Genomic DNA, 16528 nt, shown 5'->3' with positions numbered 1-16528 from the left:
CTGTTCCTGTGTCCGGCGCGTGCCACGTGGCGCTGATGCTTGTCAGAGCGCCTCGTGCGGCCTAGGCGCCTTAGCCATGGCCGACCGCGCACCTTCAACAAACCCGTTGCACGACGCTGCTCCCGTGACTGAATTGACGGCTGATGACAAGACCGGAGGGAGCATCCGGTTTGCTCCGCGCGGCGTCCCGGTCATTACCGGGATCAATCGCGTGGGACTGTTAGGCCTCTATATGAAGGAGGTGCGCCGGTTTCTCAAGGTCCAGACGCAGACGATTTGGGCTCCGGCGTTCACGACACTGCTGTTTCTTGTGATTTTCACGGTCGCATTGGGTCGCGAAGGCCGCGAAGTACTGGGTGTGCCCTTCGCCAACTTCGTTGCGCCGGGCCTTATCGTGATGGCGATGATGCAAAACGCCTTTGCCAATTCCAGCTTCTCGTTGCTCTCGGGAAAGATGCAGGGGACAATCATCGATCTGTTGATGCCGCCGCTGTCCTCTGGCGAGTTGATGGCCGGCATTATTGCCGCGGCGATGACGCGGGCGATTTTGGTTGGCTTCGCGGTGGCGCTGGCCGTGACGTTGTGGCCGGGTGTTTCGCTTGCGATGACGCACGCTTGGGCCGTAGTCTGGTTCGGACTGATGGGATCGCTGCTCTTGGCGATCATCGGGCTGGCCACCTCGATCTGGGCCGAAAAGTTTGATCACAACGCCGCTGTTACGAACTTCATTATTGCGCCGCTTTCGTTACTGTCAGGCACCTTTTATGTGATCGATAACCTTGATCCGGCCTTCCAGTGGGTGAGCCGATTGAACCCGTTTTTCTATGTGATCTCAGGCTTCCGGTACGGCTTTCTGGGAGCGAGTGACATCGGGCCTGATGCCACGCTGGTCGCGGCGGCGGGGGGTCTGCTGGTGCTCAACGCGGCGCTGGCTGCGGGTGTGTACGCGCTGCTGCGCTCAGGCTGGAAACTCAAAAGCTGAACCTCGGGGCCGGGGGCGGTTGTGCGCCATAAGGTTTATAGCCGTCTGCGCGCCCATGATGTCTGCCACCAGGCCGATTTCGAAATATTCGGTTTTGTGATCACCGTCGCTGTCTTTGCCGACCTTGATCGCCACTTGCAGTCTGCCTGATCCATCGCGCTTTTCGAAACGCTGCGTCAGACCGATCCGTTCAGCAGGCGCAGCCTTCACGATCAATTCGCGGCCCATTGCCAATTTGAGCGCGCGTTGCGTGGTGATCACGTAAAGCACGCGGCCGTGCTGAAACCAAGGCACAAACGGGCGCGCGAGCATTGCCATCCCGATGCCCACGAAAGGTAGTCCGAAAAGCGGGAAGGCCCACCCAATCCAGCCTGGTCCATCATCGCCCGATTGGGCCATGGCCCCGAAAGCGATTGCCGTCCACATCACCGAAAAAGCAGTCCAGGGAATGGCGAAAAAATAGAGCCCGAAGGCCATCGGTTCCAATCGGCCCGACTGCCATCCATGCCAAAGAATCGTCTCGTCGGACGCCAGTTCGCGCTCCAGAGCCAAGTGCAGACGGGCCATGGCGGGCGTATCGCGTTGAGGGTCTGCCTCGTTTGACATGGCAATTGTCTATCGCAAAAATGTTGTCAATGTGTGAGCGAGGCTCTCATCCGGTAGCGGCCGTCCTTGAAGCCTTCGAACAGCTGACGCACCGTCGGGTGATCGATCGGACCACCATCGGCGTCGCCGATCAGATTGCCCTGGCTTACATAGGCGACATACGACGAATCATCATTTTCGGCGAGCAGATGATAAAAGGGCTGATCGCGCTCGGGACGGATATCCTCGGGGATCGATTGATACCATTCTTCCGAATTGGCAAAAACCGGATCGACATCGAACACGACGCCGCGAAAGGCGAACAGGCGATGGCGAACCACATCACCAATGCCGAAGCGGGCGCGGGTCTGGCGCGGCGCAATGATCGTGCGCCCCGCTTGGCTGGAGAAAAACTCTGCGCGTTCCATACCGTTAATATGGGCGATTATCCGCGCAAAACAAGCTTGGGTACCGAGCTGTGGCAGAGATATGCCCCCAATTTGTGCACCGACAGGCCTTGGCAACGCGCACACCTTGGGCTAACGGGCGCGCTTCTTGTCAACGGCCGCGTCGACCAAGCGGTTTTATAGAGTGTGACAGGCCTCGTGGAGAGGTGGCAGAGTGGTCGAATGCGCCGCACTCGAAATGCGGTTTACCGGCGACGGTAACGTGGGTTCGAATCCCACCCTCTCCGCCACGAACCCCCAGCACTAGTCTTCCGACCGCAGGAGGTGCGCTAGACCCGCGCAAACCCGCGGCTTGCGGGCGGCAATCGGTCACTCTCCTTCGATAAACCCACGATCTCCGCCCCGATCTGGCGCGCTTTGCGCCGCCAGTCTCCGCCCCATTTGTGCTCGGTGCGGTTTCCCTGCCGTGCAGGGTATCAGCAGGGAATTTTGAAAGAAACGAGCCGGATGTGGCTATTTCGGGAGATATGGCGAAATCAGAAACGCAAAGTTAAGCGGGGTTTAGCGGTGATTTCGAGGTCGAATTCCCTGTAGATTCTGGCAGGGAATTTTAGAGCTGCGGCAGGGATTGCCATCACACGTGGCAGCGTAAATCCGTAAATAATTCAGCGACGCGCAGGCCAGCCCAAGACTTCGCGTTGGCGATGCCAGCACAGTGGAATCTGGGCATGGCGAAGCTCTTCGAGAGTGAGCTTCGGTGGCTGCCGGCCGGCAACAATGTCGCTTTGGATGTCGGGTGCGAGGAAGGCGAATTGGAGTGTAGTTCGCTTATAGTGGGAACGCGGCGATGCCTCGATGAAGGGGAGCCCGCGATGCAGCTCAATCATGGCATGCGCGGCGCGAAGCGCCTTGATCAACGAGCGATCTGGTTTGGATGTTCGCGAGCCGAGCGCGATGCTCTTTCTGCCACCACGCATCGGCATCGTCATAGGAATGGAGAGGCGAAATATTTGCTTGCTGGAGTGGACCATCCGTTCGCCGTCGCTCAAGCGAGAGGCAACGTCGCAAGCCCACTCGGCTGGAAGATCGATCAGGATCTCATGTTCACGCAGCCGAATTGCAAGTGGCAGGTCAAGCGGGCCGCTGGCATGGGGCATCCATCTTGCAACCGCCTCGCCGATTAACTTTTCGAATGCTGTCGCAGGCAGCCGCATGACCCGATCCTCAGTCTTGCCACCTTGTTGGAGCGAGGCCGACACGTAGTAACGATAGAGCTGTCCGCTGCGTCCACGTGAAAAGGTCGGCGTCATTGGCTCGTCCATCACATCAAACAACCGCCCGGTCAGCGAAGCCTTGGCAATACGCTGCTCGCCAGAGGCTCTGTGCCTGCGAGCTTGTGAGCTCAGTCGCTGTTGGACCGCATCGAACAGCACCAAATCGATAATCGCTGTATGAACGCCATCGTGCACGATGTCCTTATGCGGAATTCGGCCGACATAAATCTGGTTGCGCAGCAGGTGGAACAACGCTCCTCGGCTGAAGGGAAGACCGCCAGAGGTCCGGCCTGAACCAGTGACCCTCAGCTTAGATACGAACCCTTGCGCGTTAAGCTCACTCTGCAGCGCATGCACCGAGCCGAGTTCGAGATAGCGCGTAAAGATGTGGCGAACTGTAGCTGCTTCAGCATCGTTGACCTGCAGGATGCGTGTGCCAGAGGCAGGCAGATCATAACCTATCGGCACCTGCCCGCCCATCCACATGCCTTTGGCCTTGGAGGCGGCAATTTTGTCGCGGATGCGTTCTCCGGTAACCTCGCGCTCGAACTGGGCAAATGACAGCAGCACGTTGAGCGTCAGACGCCCCATGCTGCTGGTTGTGTTAAACGATTGGGTGACGCTGACAAAGCTAACCTCCCGGGCATCGAAGCGTTCAACGATGCGCGCGAAGTCGGTCAGGGCACGGGTCAGTCGGTCGATCTTGTATACCACGACTACATCGATCAGCCCGGCATCGACGTCTGCCAGCAAGCGTTTGAGGGCAGGGCGCTCCATTGTGCCGCCCGAGAACCCGCCGTCATCATACAGGGCAGGAAGACACTTCCATCCCTCATGGGCTTGGCTCTTCACATAGGCCTCGCCAGCCTCGCGCTGCGCATCCAAACTATTGAACGACTGGTCGAGGCCTTCATCCGAGCTTTTACGGGTGTAGATCGCGCAGCGAATGACCTTACGGCTCATGCGACATCCCGCAGACCAAAGAACCGCGGTCCGTTCCATTTGCTCCCAGCGATAGCGGTGGCCGCAGCTGAAAGGCTCGGAAACAACCTGCCCTCCCAGCGGAACCCTTCCTCTTCCACTACGACCTCAACCGGCCTGCCCTTCCAGGTTCGCGACAACCGTGCCCCGACACCGAGGTGACGGCCTTCAACTTCGATGGTGCCGGTACGGGCCAAGGCCTTGCGCGTGTCAGCATCGAGGCCGCCCATCGCTTCAGCTTGGATCCTCCAGGCAAGCATCATTCTCAGGGTCGGCACAGAGCGCAACGCGCAAGGATCGCTGTAGCGTTCCTTCCAGAACTGGCGCAAATCATCGAGGTCCATCGAACCGATCTCTTCGACCTGCTTTTGCAGAGCCAAGCGGCTCACTTCGCCGGTCCGGCCGATGGCGCAGCGTGATAGCGTCGGACGCCGTCCGCCTTGACACTGGTGATGGTGTGACCTTTGCGCTTGAGGCCGGTCATTGCTGCGCGGGTGGTATGTGGCAGCCAGGCGGTGGCCTCGATCATCTCGTCGAGGGATGCCCCGTGCTCGCGTTGCAGCAGCGCTATAACGCGTGCGGACTTGGTCTGCGGATTGGAAGCCAGTTCGGCTGTCGGCGCCAGTGCAGTAACCGGTGCTGACGAAACACCTTCGGCACCGGCCGAGGCTTCGTTCATCTCAAGATCCGGCTTGCCTTGTTTGGAAGGGATCTCGCGGACGCGCTTTGGCTTTGTAGTCTGGGTCATGGGTGGTTTCCTGTAAGACAGGCGGCTCCGTGCCGCTCTACCACCACAAGCCCCGACGGCCGGCCGTTCGGGGCAGCAGCTGGCGACTACCGTCGGCGGCTTGTCCGAACACCAATGCTTCGTTCCAACGCGAAGTCGAATGGAAAACGTGGAGTTCGACGAACCGGGCTAGAGAATCCGGTACCCACTTTTCGGCCATTGCTACCCGCATTCCAGTTGCTCAAAGGGCTGAGTCTCCTAATCTGTATGAATGGCTGCGTCTGGGACAAAACTTCCAATCGCTACTGCTTCTAGGCACACCATGTTCGGCTAGAAGCGGCCATGCTCGAAGTAGGGGAAATGGGCTTCGATTAATACTGGGTAAGCCTTATTTTGAGGTCAGTACCCGATCATTTTAAACGTCCCCACAAGACCGATCGAATGTCCTATTGATTAAAAGGCGCCTCCATGCAATTTTACCTTTTGATACAAGGGGGAATTCATGGGGCAACTACCGGACTTCGTTAAATCGGGAGAACCTGCACGGCTTTTCCCGGTCTTGGCGGACACGTCGAAGGAAGGACGGACCCTTTCTATCTTCCTCGCTTGTCTCGAGAGCGTCGGCGGCTTTGGCCGCGCGCTGCTGAGCGGGCTTGGGCAGAAGATTGGCACCCGCGGACGCATCGACACCTTCACTGAAGTCGTCCTCGGGAAGAGCGTCGGCGATGCAAAGCACCGTCCGGACGGCCTGATCGTAGTCAACACTGGCAAATCCACCTGGACAGCCCTCGTCGAGGCGAAGGTCGGCGCCGCTGAACTATCGAACGCCCAGATCGAGGGATACCTTAATCTCGCGAAGCTGAACGGCATCGATGCGGTGATCACGCTGTCGAACCAGTTCACGCCGCTTCCCACGCATCATCCGTTGACCGTCAGCCCCGTGTTAACCCGCAAGGTCGCGCTGTTCCACTGGTCGTGGGGGAACGTGATCACCCAAGCGCACCTGATGCAGGAACTTGGCGAGGTCGATGACCGCGAGCAGTTGATATTGCTTTCGGAACTGCGGCGGTTCCTCCTTCATCCCAGCTCCGGAGTGAAGGAGTTCGATCAGATGCCGGCGGCATGGTCGGAACTGTGCGAGAACGTCGCGGCGGGTGGCGTGATCAACGCCAAGAGTCAGCAGTGTCAGGACGTGGTCGGTTCGTGGCACCAGCTGCTCGACCGTCTCACCACGGTCATGAGTCGGCAGGTAAACGACCACGTGCAGATCGTGATGGGGCGGGCCGAAGCTACCGACCCGAATGAGCGCCTCAAAAAGGCTTCTGCCGCCCTAACTGCAGACGCCTCGCTTACCGCTGACATCGTCGTACCCAACGCCGCCGCCCCGATGCGGGTCTGCGCCGACTTCAGGAAGCGTGGGGTGAGCGTCTCGATGCGCCTTCGCGCACCGGGCGATCGGAAGTCCACCAAAGCTAGGGTGAGCTGGCTGCTGAAGCAGCTCGCGGGCGCAGAGCCAAAGGACTTGCACGTCAGGTTGTTCTGGCCTGGTCGGGCCAAGGCCACGCAGTATCCGCTGGCCACTCTGGCTGACAATCCCGAGATCGCGAACGACGAGCGGTCGGGCATAGTTGTCTCGTCCTTCGAGGTCCTGTTAGTACGCGAGCTCGGCGCGAAGTTCGGCCAGCGCAAGATCATCGTCGCCGAGCTGGTCAAGTCGGCAAGCCATTTTCACGCCAGCGTAGGCGGGCGGCTGACGGCATGGCAGCCGAAGCCGGCAAAGATTGCCGAGGGAAAGCTCGAACCCGCTTCCGTTGGCACCGAGGCCCTTCGTGACGAAGCCGAACGCGAGGCGCTTGAGCGCGCCGGTTGATGGTCTAGTCGGCATGGGTGCGTCGTATGGCGCGATAAGTATCGGAAGATATCGCCGGTCGGGCGGACTCGGGGTTGATGATGACGACAATGGATAACAAAGGATCGGCGCCTTCGCAGCAGCGGCGCGGCGAGGTAGCGAGGCTCTTTGACGAAACCCGTCGCCGCCTCGTCGAGACGGGAACGAGGAACCGCCTTGTCCATGTGAATCGGGCCAACACCCGTGGAAACACGATCAACGTCGTTAACGAGCGGTCCGACGATGTCCATGCCATCCTTGGCGGTTCAAAAGTGATGCGCTTCCTCGCGATCGGCCAAGACAAGTCGGACGACGACGATGTGCAACTTGCGACAATGGTAGGCGAGCCGAATGACGACCGCTATACTGACCTCCAACTAGAGACGCGTTTGGGACCCGACTCACTCCAGAAGAAGCTGCTTAAGATCGCTCGCGAGGCGCAGACCGCCGAGGAAGAGAGCGGCGTGAACATCCTCTACCTCGCGCTCGGCTTTCTGACTTGGTTCGAGGACCGAAACTCAGGGATCGAACGCGAAGCCCCACTGGTGCTCCTGCCCGTCGAGCTCGTGCGCAACCCCAGGACATCGACATACGACATCCGCGCGCGCGACGAAGAGGTCCTGACCAACCTTCCGCTGCTGCAGCGGCTCAAGGAAGACTTCGGCATCAACCTGCCCGAGATCGACACCGAAGAGGAATGGAAGCCCTCGAGCTACTTCGAGCGCGTCGAGGCCGTCATCGCCACCCGCGATCGCTGGCGCGTCAACCGCGATGCGATCCAGCTTGGCTTCTTTAGCTTCAGCAAGCTCCTGATGTACCGCGACCTTGATGTCGAATCTTGGCCCGACGAGGCACTGGCCGACCATCCGCTCACGCGTGGCCTTCTCTACGAGGGCTTCGCCAACGAGAAGCCCCTTTTCGGTCTCGAAGACCGACTTGACGACTTGCTCCCACCCGAGCGGATTTTCCACGTCGTTGACGCGGACGCATCGCAGGCGAAGGTGATCGAGGAAGTGCGGTCTGGCCGCAATCTTGTCGTGCAGGGCCCCCCAGGGACCGGGAAAAGTCAAACGATCACGAACATCATCGCGGCTGCAGCGAAGGATGGGAAGCGCGTGCTGTTCGTCGCCGAGAAGATGGCAGCACTATCCGTCGTTCACGACCGCTTGGTGAAGGTCGGCTTGCGCGACGTCTGCCTCGAACTCCACTCGCGTACGGCCAACAAGAAGATCGTCCTCGCCGAACTAGCGCGAACGATCTCGCAGGCCGCAGCGGTCCCTGAGATGCCCGATGCACCGCATTCCCTCACGAGCGTGCGTGACCGCCTGAACGGCATCGCGCAAGCCCTGCACGAGCCGATCGGATCGACAGGCGAGACCGCGTTCTCGGTCCTCGGCCGACAGGTCCGCTACATCGGCATGGACGCAGCCCCACCAGCGATGGATGCCGGTCCTCTTCTCAAGCTGACGCGGATCGAGGAAACTGCGCTGATCGACACGATCGAGCGCTATGGCGAACTGCTGGCCGCCGAGGGCGTCGATACGCCGCACCCGTTCGAGGGTGTGAGGAATCTCGATCTCCAGCCTGTCGAGCTGGCCCGCCTCGCCTCGGTGCTGACCATTGCCAAGTTAGCGCTCGAAGAGCTGGCCGCCGCCGCTGAGCAACCGCTCGCGGCTCTTGGACTGTCCCAGCCCATCACCCTTGAAATCGCAGATTCGCTGGTCGACCTGCTGTCGAGGCTAGAGGGCCTTCCGCATGGTGCCGGCCCCACCGCAGTATCCATGCTCGTCGCTTCGGATCCGGCCCGACTCCGCGAACTTCTCCAAGCCGGATCGGACTGGCGCATCGAATTTGAGGCGCAGGCGCCCAATTTCATCGACGCAGCCTTCGCCCACCCCGTAGCAGGACTGCGAGGCCCGCTCGTAGCCGGCTGCAACTCGTTCTTCTCTAGGCTCGGCGGGGCCTACCGCGGAGCGTCGCGAGAACTCGCGGGCCTGGTTCGCGCTCCGCTGCCGAAGCCCGCGGCGGACAGGGTGGCGTTAGTCGACGCACTGGGTGAGGTCGGGAGCAAACGGGCCATTTGGGAAAGTGATCAAGCTTATGGTGAGCACATCCTTGGCGATGCTTGGCGCGGCGACCGTAGTGACTTCCCCTTGCTGATCTCCATTGCGGGCTGGTGTGACAGGCTCAGCAGTGCGGCGCTCAAGGTGGCGCCCGTGGCCGCGAGTGAACTGGCCGCCTCGGGACAGGCGACGCTAATGCTTCGCCGACTGGTTGAGGCGGCAACCGCCGCCCGTTCGACGCTCACCGCCACAATCGACTTCCTCGACCTCGATCCGGCCACCGTTGGCGTCGAGCGGTTCGAGCAGGCCGATGCATGCGCCCTCGTGCGCCGCATCGGGAATATGGCGGTGGCGACCGACCGCTACGCGGGCTGGGTGCAGCTGGCACGGATGAATGGCCGGATAGCCGCTGCCGGTCTATCGGAACTCGGGGAACGCATGCGCACTGGCGCCGTCGATGGTTCGGCTGCCGTCATCGAAATGCGGTTCGCCCGCGCCGAGGGACTATGGCGCCATGCGCTCGACCAGTCTCCCGTACTACGCGAGTTGCCGATGGAGAAGCGCCACCAACTCGTCTCCACGTTCGGCCACCTTGAGCGCAAACGCCTGAAGGACAACGTCACCGACATCCTCGCAGGCCATCTCGCCCAGATCCCGCAGGGGGCACAGGGCGAGATGGGCGTCATCCGTAGCGAAATCGGCAAGAAAACTCGTCATCTCGCAATCCGTCGCCTGTTCGAGCGGGCCGGCACCGCGATCCAACGTATCAAGCCGGTACTTCTCATGAGCCCGATCTCGGTCGCCCAATACCTGCCGCCGAGCGCATTGTCGTTCGACCTGCTTGTCATCGACGAGGCCAGCCAAGTGCGTCCCGAAGACGCCCTAGGTGCGATCGCTCGCGCCAATCAGATCGTCGTGGTGGGCGACCAGAAGCAGCTGCCACCGTCCTCTTTCTTTGACAGGTTGGCGGCCAACGACGATGCCGACGAGGACGAGCCCGAACTGCTGGCGGGTGCCGCGAAGGTGGCCGCGATGGAAAGCGTGCTCACGCTGTGCGAGGCGCGCGGCCTCGGCTCGCGGATGCTGGAGTGGCACTACCGATCGCGTGATCCTTCGCTGATCAAGGTCTCGAACCGCGAGTTCTATGAAGACGGCCTGATTCTGCCGCCATCGCCGCTTCAGGCCGATCCGGAGTTCGGCTTGTGTTTCACGCAGGTCACAGGCGTCTACGACAAAGGCGGCAAGCGCGACAACCGCAAGGAGGGCGAGGCCATCGTCGCGCGCGTCGCCGAGCACGCACGCAAGCACCCGAGCCTGTCACTCGGGATCGTGACGTTCTCGTTTGCCCAGCGAAACCTGATCACTGAATTGCTCGAGCTAGGCCGTCGCAGCGACACCGTTCTCGACGCCTTCATGCGCGAGGGACAGTCCGAAGACATCTTCGTTAAGAACATTGAGAACGTTCAGGGCGACGAGCGCGACGTCATCCTCATCAGCGTCGGCTACGGCCCAGCCGTCGCGGGCGGCAGGCTCACGAGCATGTCGTTCGGTCCGGTAAACGGCGAGGGCGGGGAGCGTCGTCTCAACGTGCTCTTCACCCGCGCGCGGATCCGCTGCGAGGTGTTCGCCTCTTTTGATCCCGGCGACATCGATATCAGCAGAACCGCGGGCGATGGACCCCGGATACTCAAGCGTTTCCTCGAATACGCGAAGACGGGCCGGCTCGACGAGCCCTCGCCGACAGGACTCGGCGCCGACACGCCGTTCGAGGAGGATGTGGCCGACGTGATCCGCAGCTTCGGCTTCCTTGCAGATCCCCAGGTCGGTTCGGCCGGGTTCCGCATCGACATCGGCGTGCGCCATCCAGACCGGCCGGGGACTTACGTGCTGGCGGTCGAATGCGATGGCGCCGCCTATCACAGCGCGCTGTGGGCCCGAGAGCGGGATCGCCTTCGCCAGGACGTGCTTGAACACCTTGGCTGGAGATTCCATCGCATCTGGAGCACCGATTGGTTCTACAACCGCAGGGCCGAGATCGAGCGGCTACGTCTGGAACTAGTCGCAGCAAAGGATGCGGCCGAGGCGGGAATCAGGGTCGATGGGGCCAACAAGTCCCGGCCTGTTGCGCAGGGGGCTGACGGTCCCATTCCTGTGATCGCCATTCCCGACATTGTTGAACGCAAAATGCCGGCCTACCAGCGAGCCGTTTTCCCGGTTAACAGCGCGCAGGAGCCCCACGAGGTCAGCACGGTTGTCTTGGCCGATCTCGTCAAACGGATCGTCGAGGCTGAAGGCCCGATTCACGTCGAGGAGGCCGCGCGGCGCATCGCATCGTGCTTCGGTAAGGAGAAGGCGGGATCGCGCATCGTGACGGCGACACGAGCTGCGCTGACCCGCGCGCAGTCGCACGACAGCCAGCTGCTGTCGGACGGGACCTTCTGGTTCACAAGGGATCAGGCGGATGCGCCACCGGTGCGTGACCGCTCATTCGAAAGCGGAGCTACGCTTAAGGCAGCGAACATCTCCATGCTCGAGATCAAATCCGCAATGTCCCTCGCGCGCGAGGATAACGCTGGCGGCGATGATGCAGATCTAGTCCGGAGCGCCGCTCGGCTGCTTGGATTCCGCCGCGTTGGTGCCGACTTGCAGTCCCGACTATCTGAGGCGCTTTGATCGCATCGACCGGCTTTGTCGAATTCGGTTCGGGAAGAGAAATCCGACAATTACTGAGGCCGAGCTGAGCGGCATTCCAGCGATGGTGGTGGAGAATCGATTTGGACGAAAGGCAGATTGGCCGCTCCGATGGCTAAATCCTGAACGTCGGCCACGTTCAAATCGTGGTCTTCAACAGGTACGGGGTGCTACGCTCACGAATGGCGAAATCGGTAAAAAGCATTTGCCCCGTTGCTGACTCTGCAAAAACCAAATCTGGTCGGCAACTGCCGGAAGATCGTAGGAAATTTCCGACGTTCGCTTGCGGCATATCGAGCGGCAGCTCTTACCAGCAGCCGTCCTACAACCTTCGCCCGAGCGGCATAGTAGGACCACAAAAAACTGGGCGGGTTTCAGGCTGGCAGCTATCCAGTGATGCAATTTGCAAAGAGGACATCAGTTCGCAACGGAATCGCAATCGCTAAGATTCAAAGGCTCAAGCGGGTCACTTCCCCCGGTCTGCATTTTCTGGACGAACCTGATAGGCCTGACCATTGCTCGGAAGATCTCGCAGCCATACGGGAAATGGAGCGGATCGATCGTCATCGGTTCGTAAGCCCGGCTTGCCGACCTCTGCTGACAAAGAATGTATGGGAGACCGGTGTCGTTTCCAATCCAATGGAAGACGGCGGCAACCCATGCCACATCTATCACCCTGAGATTCCCAATTATTACGCTTGCAATCCTTGTTTTGCGAACCAGATTTATGCATGGCTAACATAGGGGGAAATAAAGTGGCGCGTCGTGTTTTTTTCAGCTTCCATTTCGACAAGGATTACTGGCGGACGCAGCAGGTGAGAAACATGGGAGCGCTCGAGGGGCAACCGCTGTGCACTCCCAACGCCTGGGAAGAAGTGAAGCGCAAGGGAAAGGCCTCCATCGAGAAATGGATCGCCGACAACATGCACGGCAAGAGCTGTGTCGTCGTATTGGTCGGATCCCAGACCGCGAGCCGCCCTTGGGTCATTCATGAAATAATCAAGGCGTGGGACGACAGGAGGGGTGTTCTCGGCATCCGGATTGACAGGCTGCTTGATCGCAACGGCCAGACCTCAGCCGCGGGGGCCAACCCGTTCGATTCGATCACCATCGGAGGCACCACCCGCAAGCTCTCGTCAGTGGTGCCGCTGATCACTCCCACGGGCAGTGACAGCAAGGCCGTTTACGCTTCGATCTCGAATGGCATCGAGAAATGGATCGAAGACGCGATCGCCATCCGTGGTCGTAACTGATGGTGTAAGAAAGGCGGCGAGATGGTGGTCCCTGCGACGACGAAGCGGTTCCTGAAGGACTACCCCGAGGCACTCATTGGCGGGGGCGGCGCCGTGTTCATTGGCGCCGGCGTTTCCATGGGAGCTGGCTACCCGTCATGGGCGTCGCTTTTGACGGAGGTTGGCGAGGAGCTCGGAGTGAAGTCTGGCGAACTTCATGATCTGGCCGCGCTCGCCCAGTGGAGCATCCAGGAGAACGGTTCCGCGACGCAGGTCAGGAACGTCATTAAGGAGCAGATCGGCGTCGAGCACGCCGTTCCCGAGACGCTAGAAATCATCGCCCGCCTGCCGATCAAGTTCATATGGACCACCAACTACGACAGGCTGGTCGAACGCGCCTTCGGCGGCATCAACCGGCCGATAGACACGGTCTCCGGGGCCGCCGACCTCGCCCTTCGCGCGACCGCCGGTGCGACCCGGCTGTTCAAGATGCACGGGTCAGTTGAGCGGCTGGACGATGTCGTCATTTCTACGGACGACTACGAACTTTACCGATCAAAGCGCGGCGCTTTCTTACCTCTGCTTCAGGCGCACCTGTCGAGTATGTCGATGCTGTTCCTTGGGATTAGCTTCACGGATCCGAACATCAAGCACGTGCTCTCGCTGATTCGCGAGAGCTTCACGTCGGCACCGCCAGAACACTTCGCCATCGTCCGTCCCCCGCAGCGAGAGGACTTCAAGACGGAGACCGAGTTCGAGGCGCGTAGCACCCAGCACAAGCTGTGGAGCCGAGATCTGAAGCGCTACGGCCTCGTCGTTGTCGAGATCGACGACTATGCAGAAGTGCCGGAGCTTCTGCGGCAGGTCGAACGCCGTGTGGCAGCGCGGCGGGTTTGGGTGAGCGGTAGCTGGCCGCCCGAGGCCGGTGGCGAAATCGCGAGAGTCTACAACATCGCGCAGGCCATCGGCCAGCTTGTGGGTGGCCGCGGTCGCGACCTCGTCAGTGGCGCGGGACTTGTCGTCGGATCCGCCTCCATCGCCGGTTTCCTAGACGCGCTGCGGTTGAGTGGCGGATGGGATCTCGAGCGGCGTCTCATTGCCCGTCCATTTCCCCAGCCGATACCCGGAGAGGCGCCTGACAGGGCGCAGTGGGCTGCCCTACGAGCCGAACTGGCCAGGATCGCCGGCGTCGTGATCTTCGTCGGCGGCATGAAGATCGACTCGACCACCGGCTCGCAGATTGTTGCGGGTGGGGTCCTCGACGAGTTCGAAGCCGCCAAGGCAGCTAAGTGCTTTGTCATTCCGGTCGGCTCAACCGGTGGTGCGGCGGCGCAGATCTCGGACAGCCTGATTGGCTCCTCCATAGATACGTCCGGGTACAACGCCATGCGGCCGACGGACGATGAACTGAAGGAGTTCGCGCGGGCCGACATTACGACCGAGGAGATTGTGAAGCTAATCACCGACATTCTCACGCGCATCGACAGGCGGGCCTGAAACTAGATGGCACAATACATTACTCGCGATGCGCTGCGCAGCGTCGCGACCGATTTGGGAGCTGTCGAAACGGCGAGGGTCAGGAAGGCCGCTGCTTCGAGATCGCTCGAAGGCTCCACCTTTCTCTCTCATTCAAGCAAGGACGATGATCTGGTAGCGGGTGCGATCCGAATTCTCGAAAACCACGGCGCAAAGGTCTATGTCGACGAGATCGATCCGGAAATGCCTCCCTACACGAGCGAAAAGACGGCCGCGCTTCTGAAGACTAGGATTCGCGATACGAGCCGGTTTGTCCTCCTCGCCAGCGAGAACAGCAAGGAAAGTAAATGGGTGCCGTGGGAGCTAGGCATCGCTGATGGCGTGAAGGGCGCTTCGAAGATCGCGCTCTTTCCAGCATCCGACTCCAGCTACAACCAGGCATGGGCATCATGGGAGTATCTTGGTCTCTACGACCGCATCGTCTGGGGAAAGCTCGAAAACTACCAGAAAGAAGTCTGGATGGTGATCGACGAAAGGAAGAATACCGCCTCTGAACTAAGCAAGTGGCTCAAGGGCTACTAGGCGTCGTTCAGCTCAGGCGGCGAGCGAACGGCAGATCACGGGATTAATCTAGGCCAAGCTGAATAGCCGAAATTACGGGGCCCTTCTGGCGGTCCGATGCGGCGCGTTTCATCGGCAGCCTCTGTCAAAAGCAGACGTTCGCAGTCTATGATCCAAATGACTGGCTGTGGGTCGGCAGCTGACCGTGCCCAGTTCACGCTGCGAACGGCGGCTTTGCCTCGCTTCTGGAAAAATCCTGCCATTCTGCAAGTGACCCTTTTCAAGACGGAGCCGTTCGGTGCCATAGCTCACTAAAGTAGGCACTTTCAAAGCCATTCCGGTCAAGGAGGCCACCATGGCTTACTTAAAGTATGATCTTGCTGCTCTAGACGGGCGGGACCAAACTATCCTTTAGTTGGAGCATAAACTCACCATCAAATGTCACACGTATACGACCAAGTTGTGAGACAGTTTCTACAAAACCAGAGAAAGTGCCCTCCATTTGATCGTGTGAATTAAGATGCCCGTAAGCATCGTAACCTGAGATTTGTTGATGGCTTACGGTTGATCTGGGCAACTCAGATGCCCCCATTTTCCAAAACTTAGAACCCGGCGGGCGCTCGTCTTTTTCATCTACAAATTTGAACCGGCTAGGCCTTGCTGGGTCTCTGGAGATAACTTGGTCTATTGACCTTACATCGATTCTATCCAATCCCATTTGCTCATTAAGTTGTTGCAACCCCTCGAAGGGCGCTCTCAGGCTGAACTGAGCGATCATTTCGCCTTCCTCTCCCCGCTGAACGGAACCACCCGTAACGGTAAAGCTTGTGCCCTCAAGCTCTGGAATAGGAACGCTTAAGTTGCGATAGGTTACGAAACCGCCAATAATCTTTGCCGATGAACCGAACCCCTCAGATAACGGATCGCCTCTCTCAAGCACTGGGCCTGCAACACCAAGAGCTGTCAAAAGACTAGTTACGCCACGCTTCCATCCCAACTTCGAAATGTCGGAATAGTGAATATCACTCAATCGCCTGCCACCACCAAGGTCTACTGACGGCAATTGCACTTTATGGACCAACAATGGGACGATCCATGGCTGCCCTGATGGTCTGAGCCTTGCCTCTTCAGCTGCGAACATCAGTTCTTCGTTTGCAACACTACGCTGACGTTTGATCCACTGATCGGTAAAGATTGGAACGTAGTATCCACCGTCCTCGATTGCCTTCCTAAGTGCATCTCTCCAATTCTGCCCAGGGAGAATTCTCCCGGCATCCTCTGAGAACCAAGGATCGAGACCGTTTGACCTTAACTGTAAGGCAATCCAATGAGCTAGCTTGGTATCTTCTGAGACGAAGGAGATGAAAACATGTGCCATGCGACGATGTTAGTGAACAGCTAGCGATTCCTGCAAGCCATTGAGTGACCGTTGTCGGGGCCAAACCGTGGACGACTATTCGTTCTCGGCCTCGCGCGCTATGTCAGCGCTTCAAAGCCAATATCTCGTCATCGCAAACATGTCCGCTTTTTTGTTCGTCGCGCAAATGCCACCGTTCCGCAAACCACCCAGTTGCAGTCCTCAGCGGGGTCGATGCTGGGTCCCGAAAGCCGCCGGGCGGCCTTCGGCGGAAGCAGGCGATCATTGCTCTGACCGTGAACGA

The 16528-nt window shown here is 59.7% G+C and carries 12 protein-coding genes and 1 tRNA gene; 7 read left to right on the top strand and 6 right to left on the bottom strand.

Annotated elements, in window-relative coordinates:
* Window positions 1-76: 76 nt before the first annotated feature.
* The gene (locus tag ACRANW_RS13485) at window positions 77-982 is read left to right on the top strand and encodes an ABC transporter permease (protein ID WP_479432272.1); all 906 of its coding nucleotides are present in this window, start codon (window positions 77-79) and stop codon (window positions 980-982) included.
* Here ACRANW_RS13485 and ACRANW_RS13480 read toward each other — a convergent pair.
* Window positions 959-1588, bottom strand: a complete 630-nt coding sequence (locus ACRANW_RS13480) for a hypothetical protein (protein WP_479432271.1) — start codon at window positions 1586-1588, stop codon at window positions 959-961. The genes ACRANW_RS13485 and ACRANW_RS13480 overlap by 24 nt on opposite strands.
* Before the next feature lie 26 nt (window positions 1589-1614).
* Window positions 1615-1995, bottom strand: coding sequence for a heat shock protein HspQ (hspQ, locus tag ACRANW_RS13475; protein ID WP_479432270.1), 381 nt, complete (start codon window positions 1993-1995; stop codon window positions 1615-1617).
* 179 nt (window positions 1996-2174) lie between these two features.
* On the opposite strand from hspQ, the gene ACRANW_RS13470 reads away from it, so the two are divergent.
* Window positions 2175-2264, top strand: a tRNA-Ser gene (locus ACRANW_RS13470).
* Window positions 2265-2639: 375 nt separating this feature from the next.
* Here ACRANW_RS13470 and ACRANW_RS13465 read toward each other — a convergent pair.
* The 3 genes from ACRANW_RS13465 to ACRANW_RS13455 are packed head-to-tail and all read right to left on the bottom strand — an operon-like array spanning window position 2640 to window position 4977.
* A complete protein-coding gene (locus ACRANW_RS13465) occupies window positions 2640-4211 on the bottom strand; it encodes a recombinase family protein (RefSeq protein ID WP_479432269.1) in 1572 nt (523 codons plus the stop codon).
* On the bottom strand, window positions 4208-4618 hold the full coding sequence (locus ACRANW_RS13460; RefSeq protein WP_479432268.1) for a DUF2924 domain-containing protein: 411 nt from the start codon (window positions 4616-4618) through the stop codon (window positions 4208-4210). Before ACRANW_RS13460 ends, ACRANW_RS13465 begins: the two co-directional genes overlap by 4 nt.
* A complete protein-coding gene (locus tag ACRANW_RS13455; protein WP_479432267.1) occupies window positions 4615-4977 on the bottom strand; it encodes a DUF3489 domain-containing protein in 363 nt (120 codons plus the stop codon). Before ACRANW_RS13455 ends, ACRANW_RS13460 begins: the two co-directional genes overlap by 4 nt.
* A gap of 481 nt (window positions 4978-5458) precedes the next feature.
* Between ACRANW_RS13455 and ACRANW_RS13450 the strand changes: the two genes are divergently transcribed.
* The 5 genes from ACRANW_RS13450 to ACRANW_RS13430 all read left to right on the top strand — a co-directional run bounded on the left by ACRANW_RS13450 (window position 5459) and on the right by ACRANW_RS13430 (window position 14888).
* Complete coding sequence (locus tag ACRANW_RS13450) at window positions 5459-6826, top strand: hypothetical protein (RefSeq protein WP_479432266.1); 1368 nt, start codon at window positions 5459-5461, stop codon at window positions 6824-6826.
* Between the two features lie 77 nt (window positions 6827-6903).
* Window positions 6904-11580 carry a DUF3320 domain-containing protein gene (locus tag ACRANW_RS13445; RefSeq protein WP_479432265.1) on the top strand — a complete coding sequence of 1559 codons (4677 nt, stop codon included), beginning with the start codon at window positions 6904-6906 and terminating at the stop codon, window positions 11578-11580.
* Between the two features lie 773 nt (window positions 11581-12353).
* Window positions 12354-12851, top strand: coding sequence for a TIR domain-containing protein (locus tag ACRANW_RS13440; protein WP_479432264.1), 498 nt, complete (start codon window positions 12354-12356; stop codon window positions 12849-12851).
* 21 nt (window positions 12852-12872) lie between these two features.
* Entirely contained in the window at window positions 12873-14327 is a 1455-nt protein-coding gene (locus tag ACRANW_RS13435) for an SIR2 family protein (protein ID WP_479432263.1), read from the top strand.
* Window positions 14328-14333: 6 nt separating this feature from the next.
* Window positions 14334-14888: a toll/interleukin-1 receptor domain-containing protein gene (locus ACRANW_RS13430; protein ID WP_479432262.1), complete on the top strand. Its 555-nt coding sequence runs from the start codon at window positions 14334-14336 to the stop codon at window positions 14886-14888.
* Between the two features lie 364 nt (window positions 14889-15252).
* Here the strand turns inward: ACRANW_RS13430 and ACRANW_RS13425 are convergent, their stop codons facing one another.
* On the bottom strand, window positions 15253-16245 hold the full coding sequence (locus ACRANW_RS13425) for a toll/interleukin-1 receptor domain-containing protein (protein WP_479432261.1): 993 nt from the start codon (window positions 16243-16245) through the stop codon (window positions 15253-15255).
* Between the last annotated feature and the right edge of the window lie 283 nt (window positions 16246-16528).

The organism is Erythrobacter sp. 'gip.4 top 5' (assembly GCF_056495765.1).
This window is presented reverse-complemented; position numbering and strand designations above follow the sequence as displayed.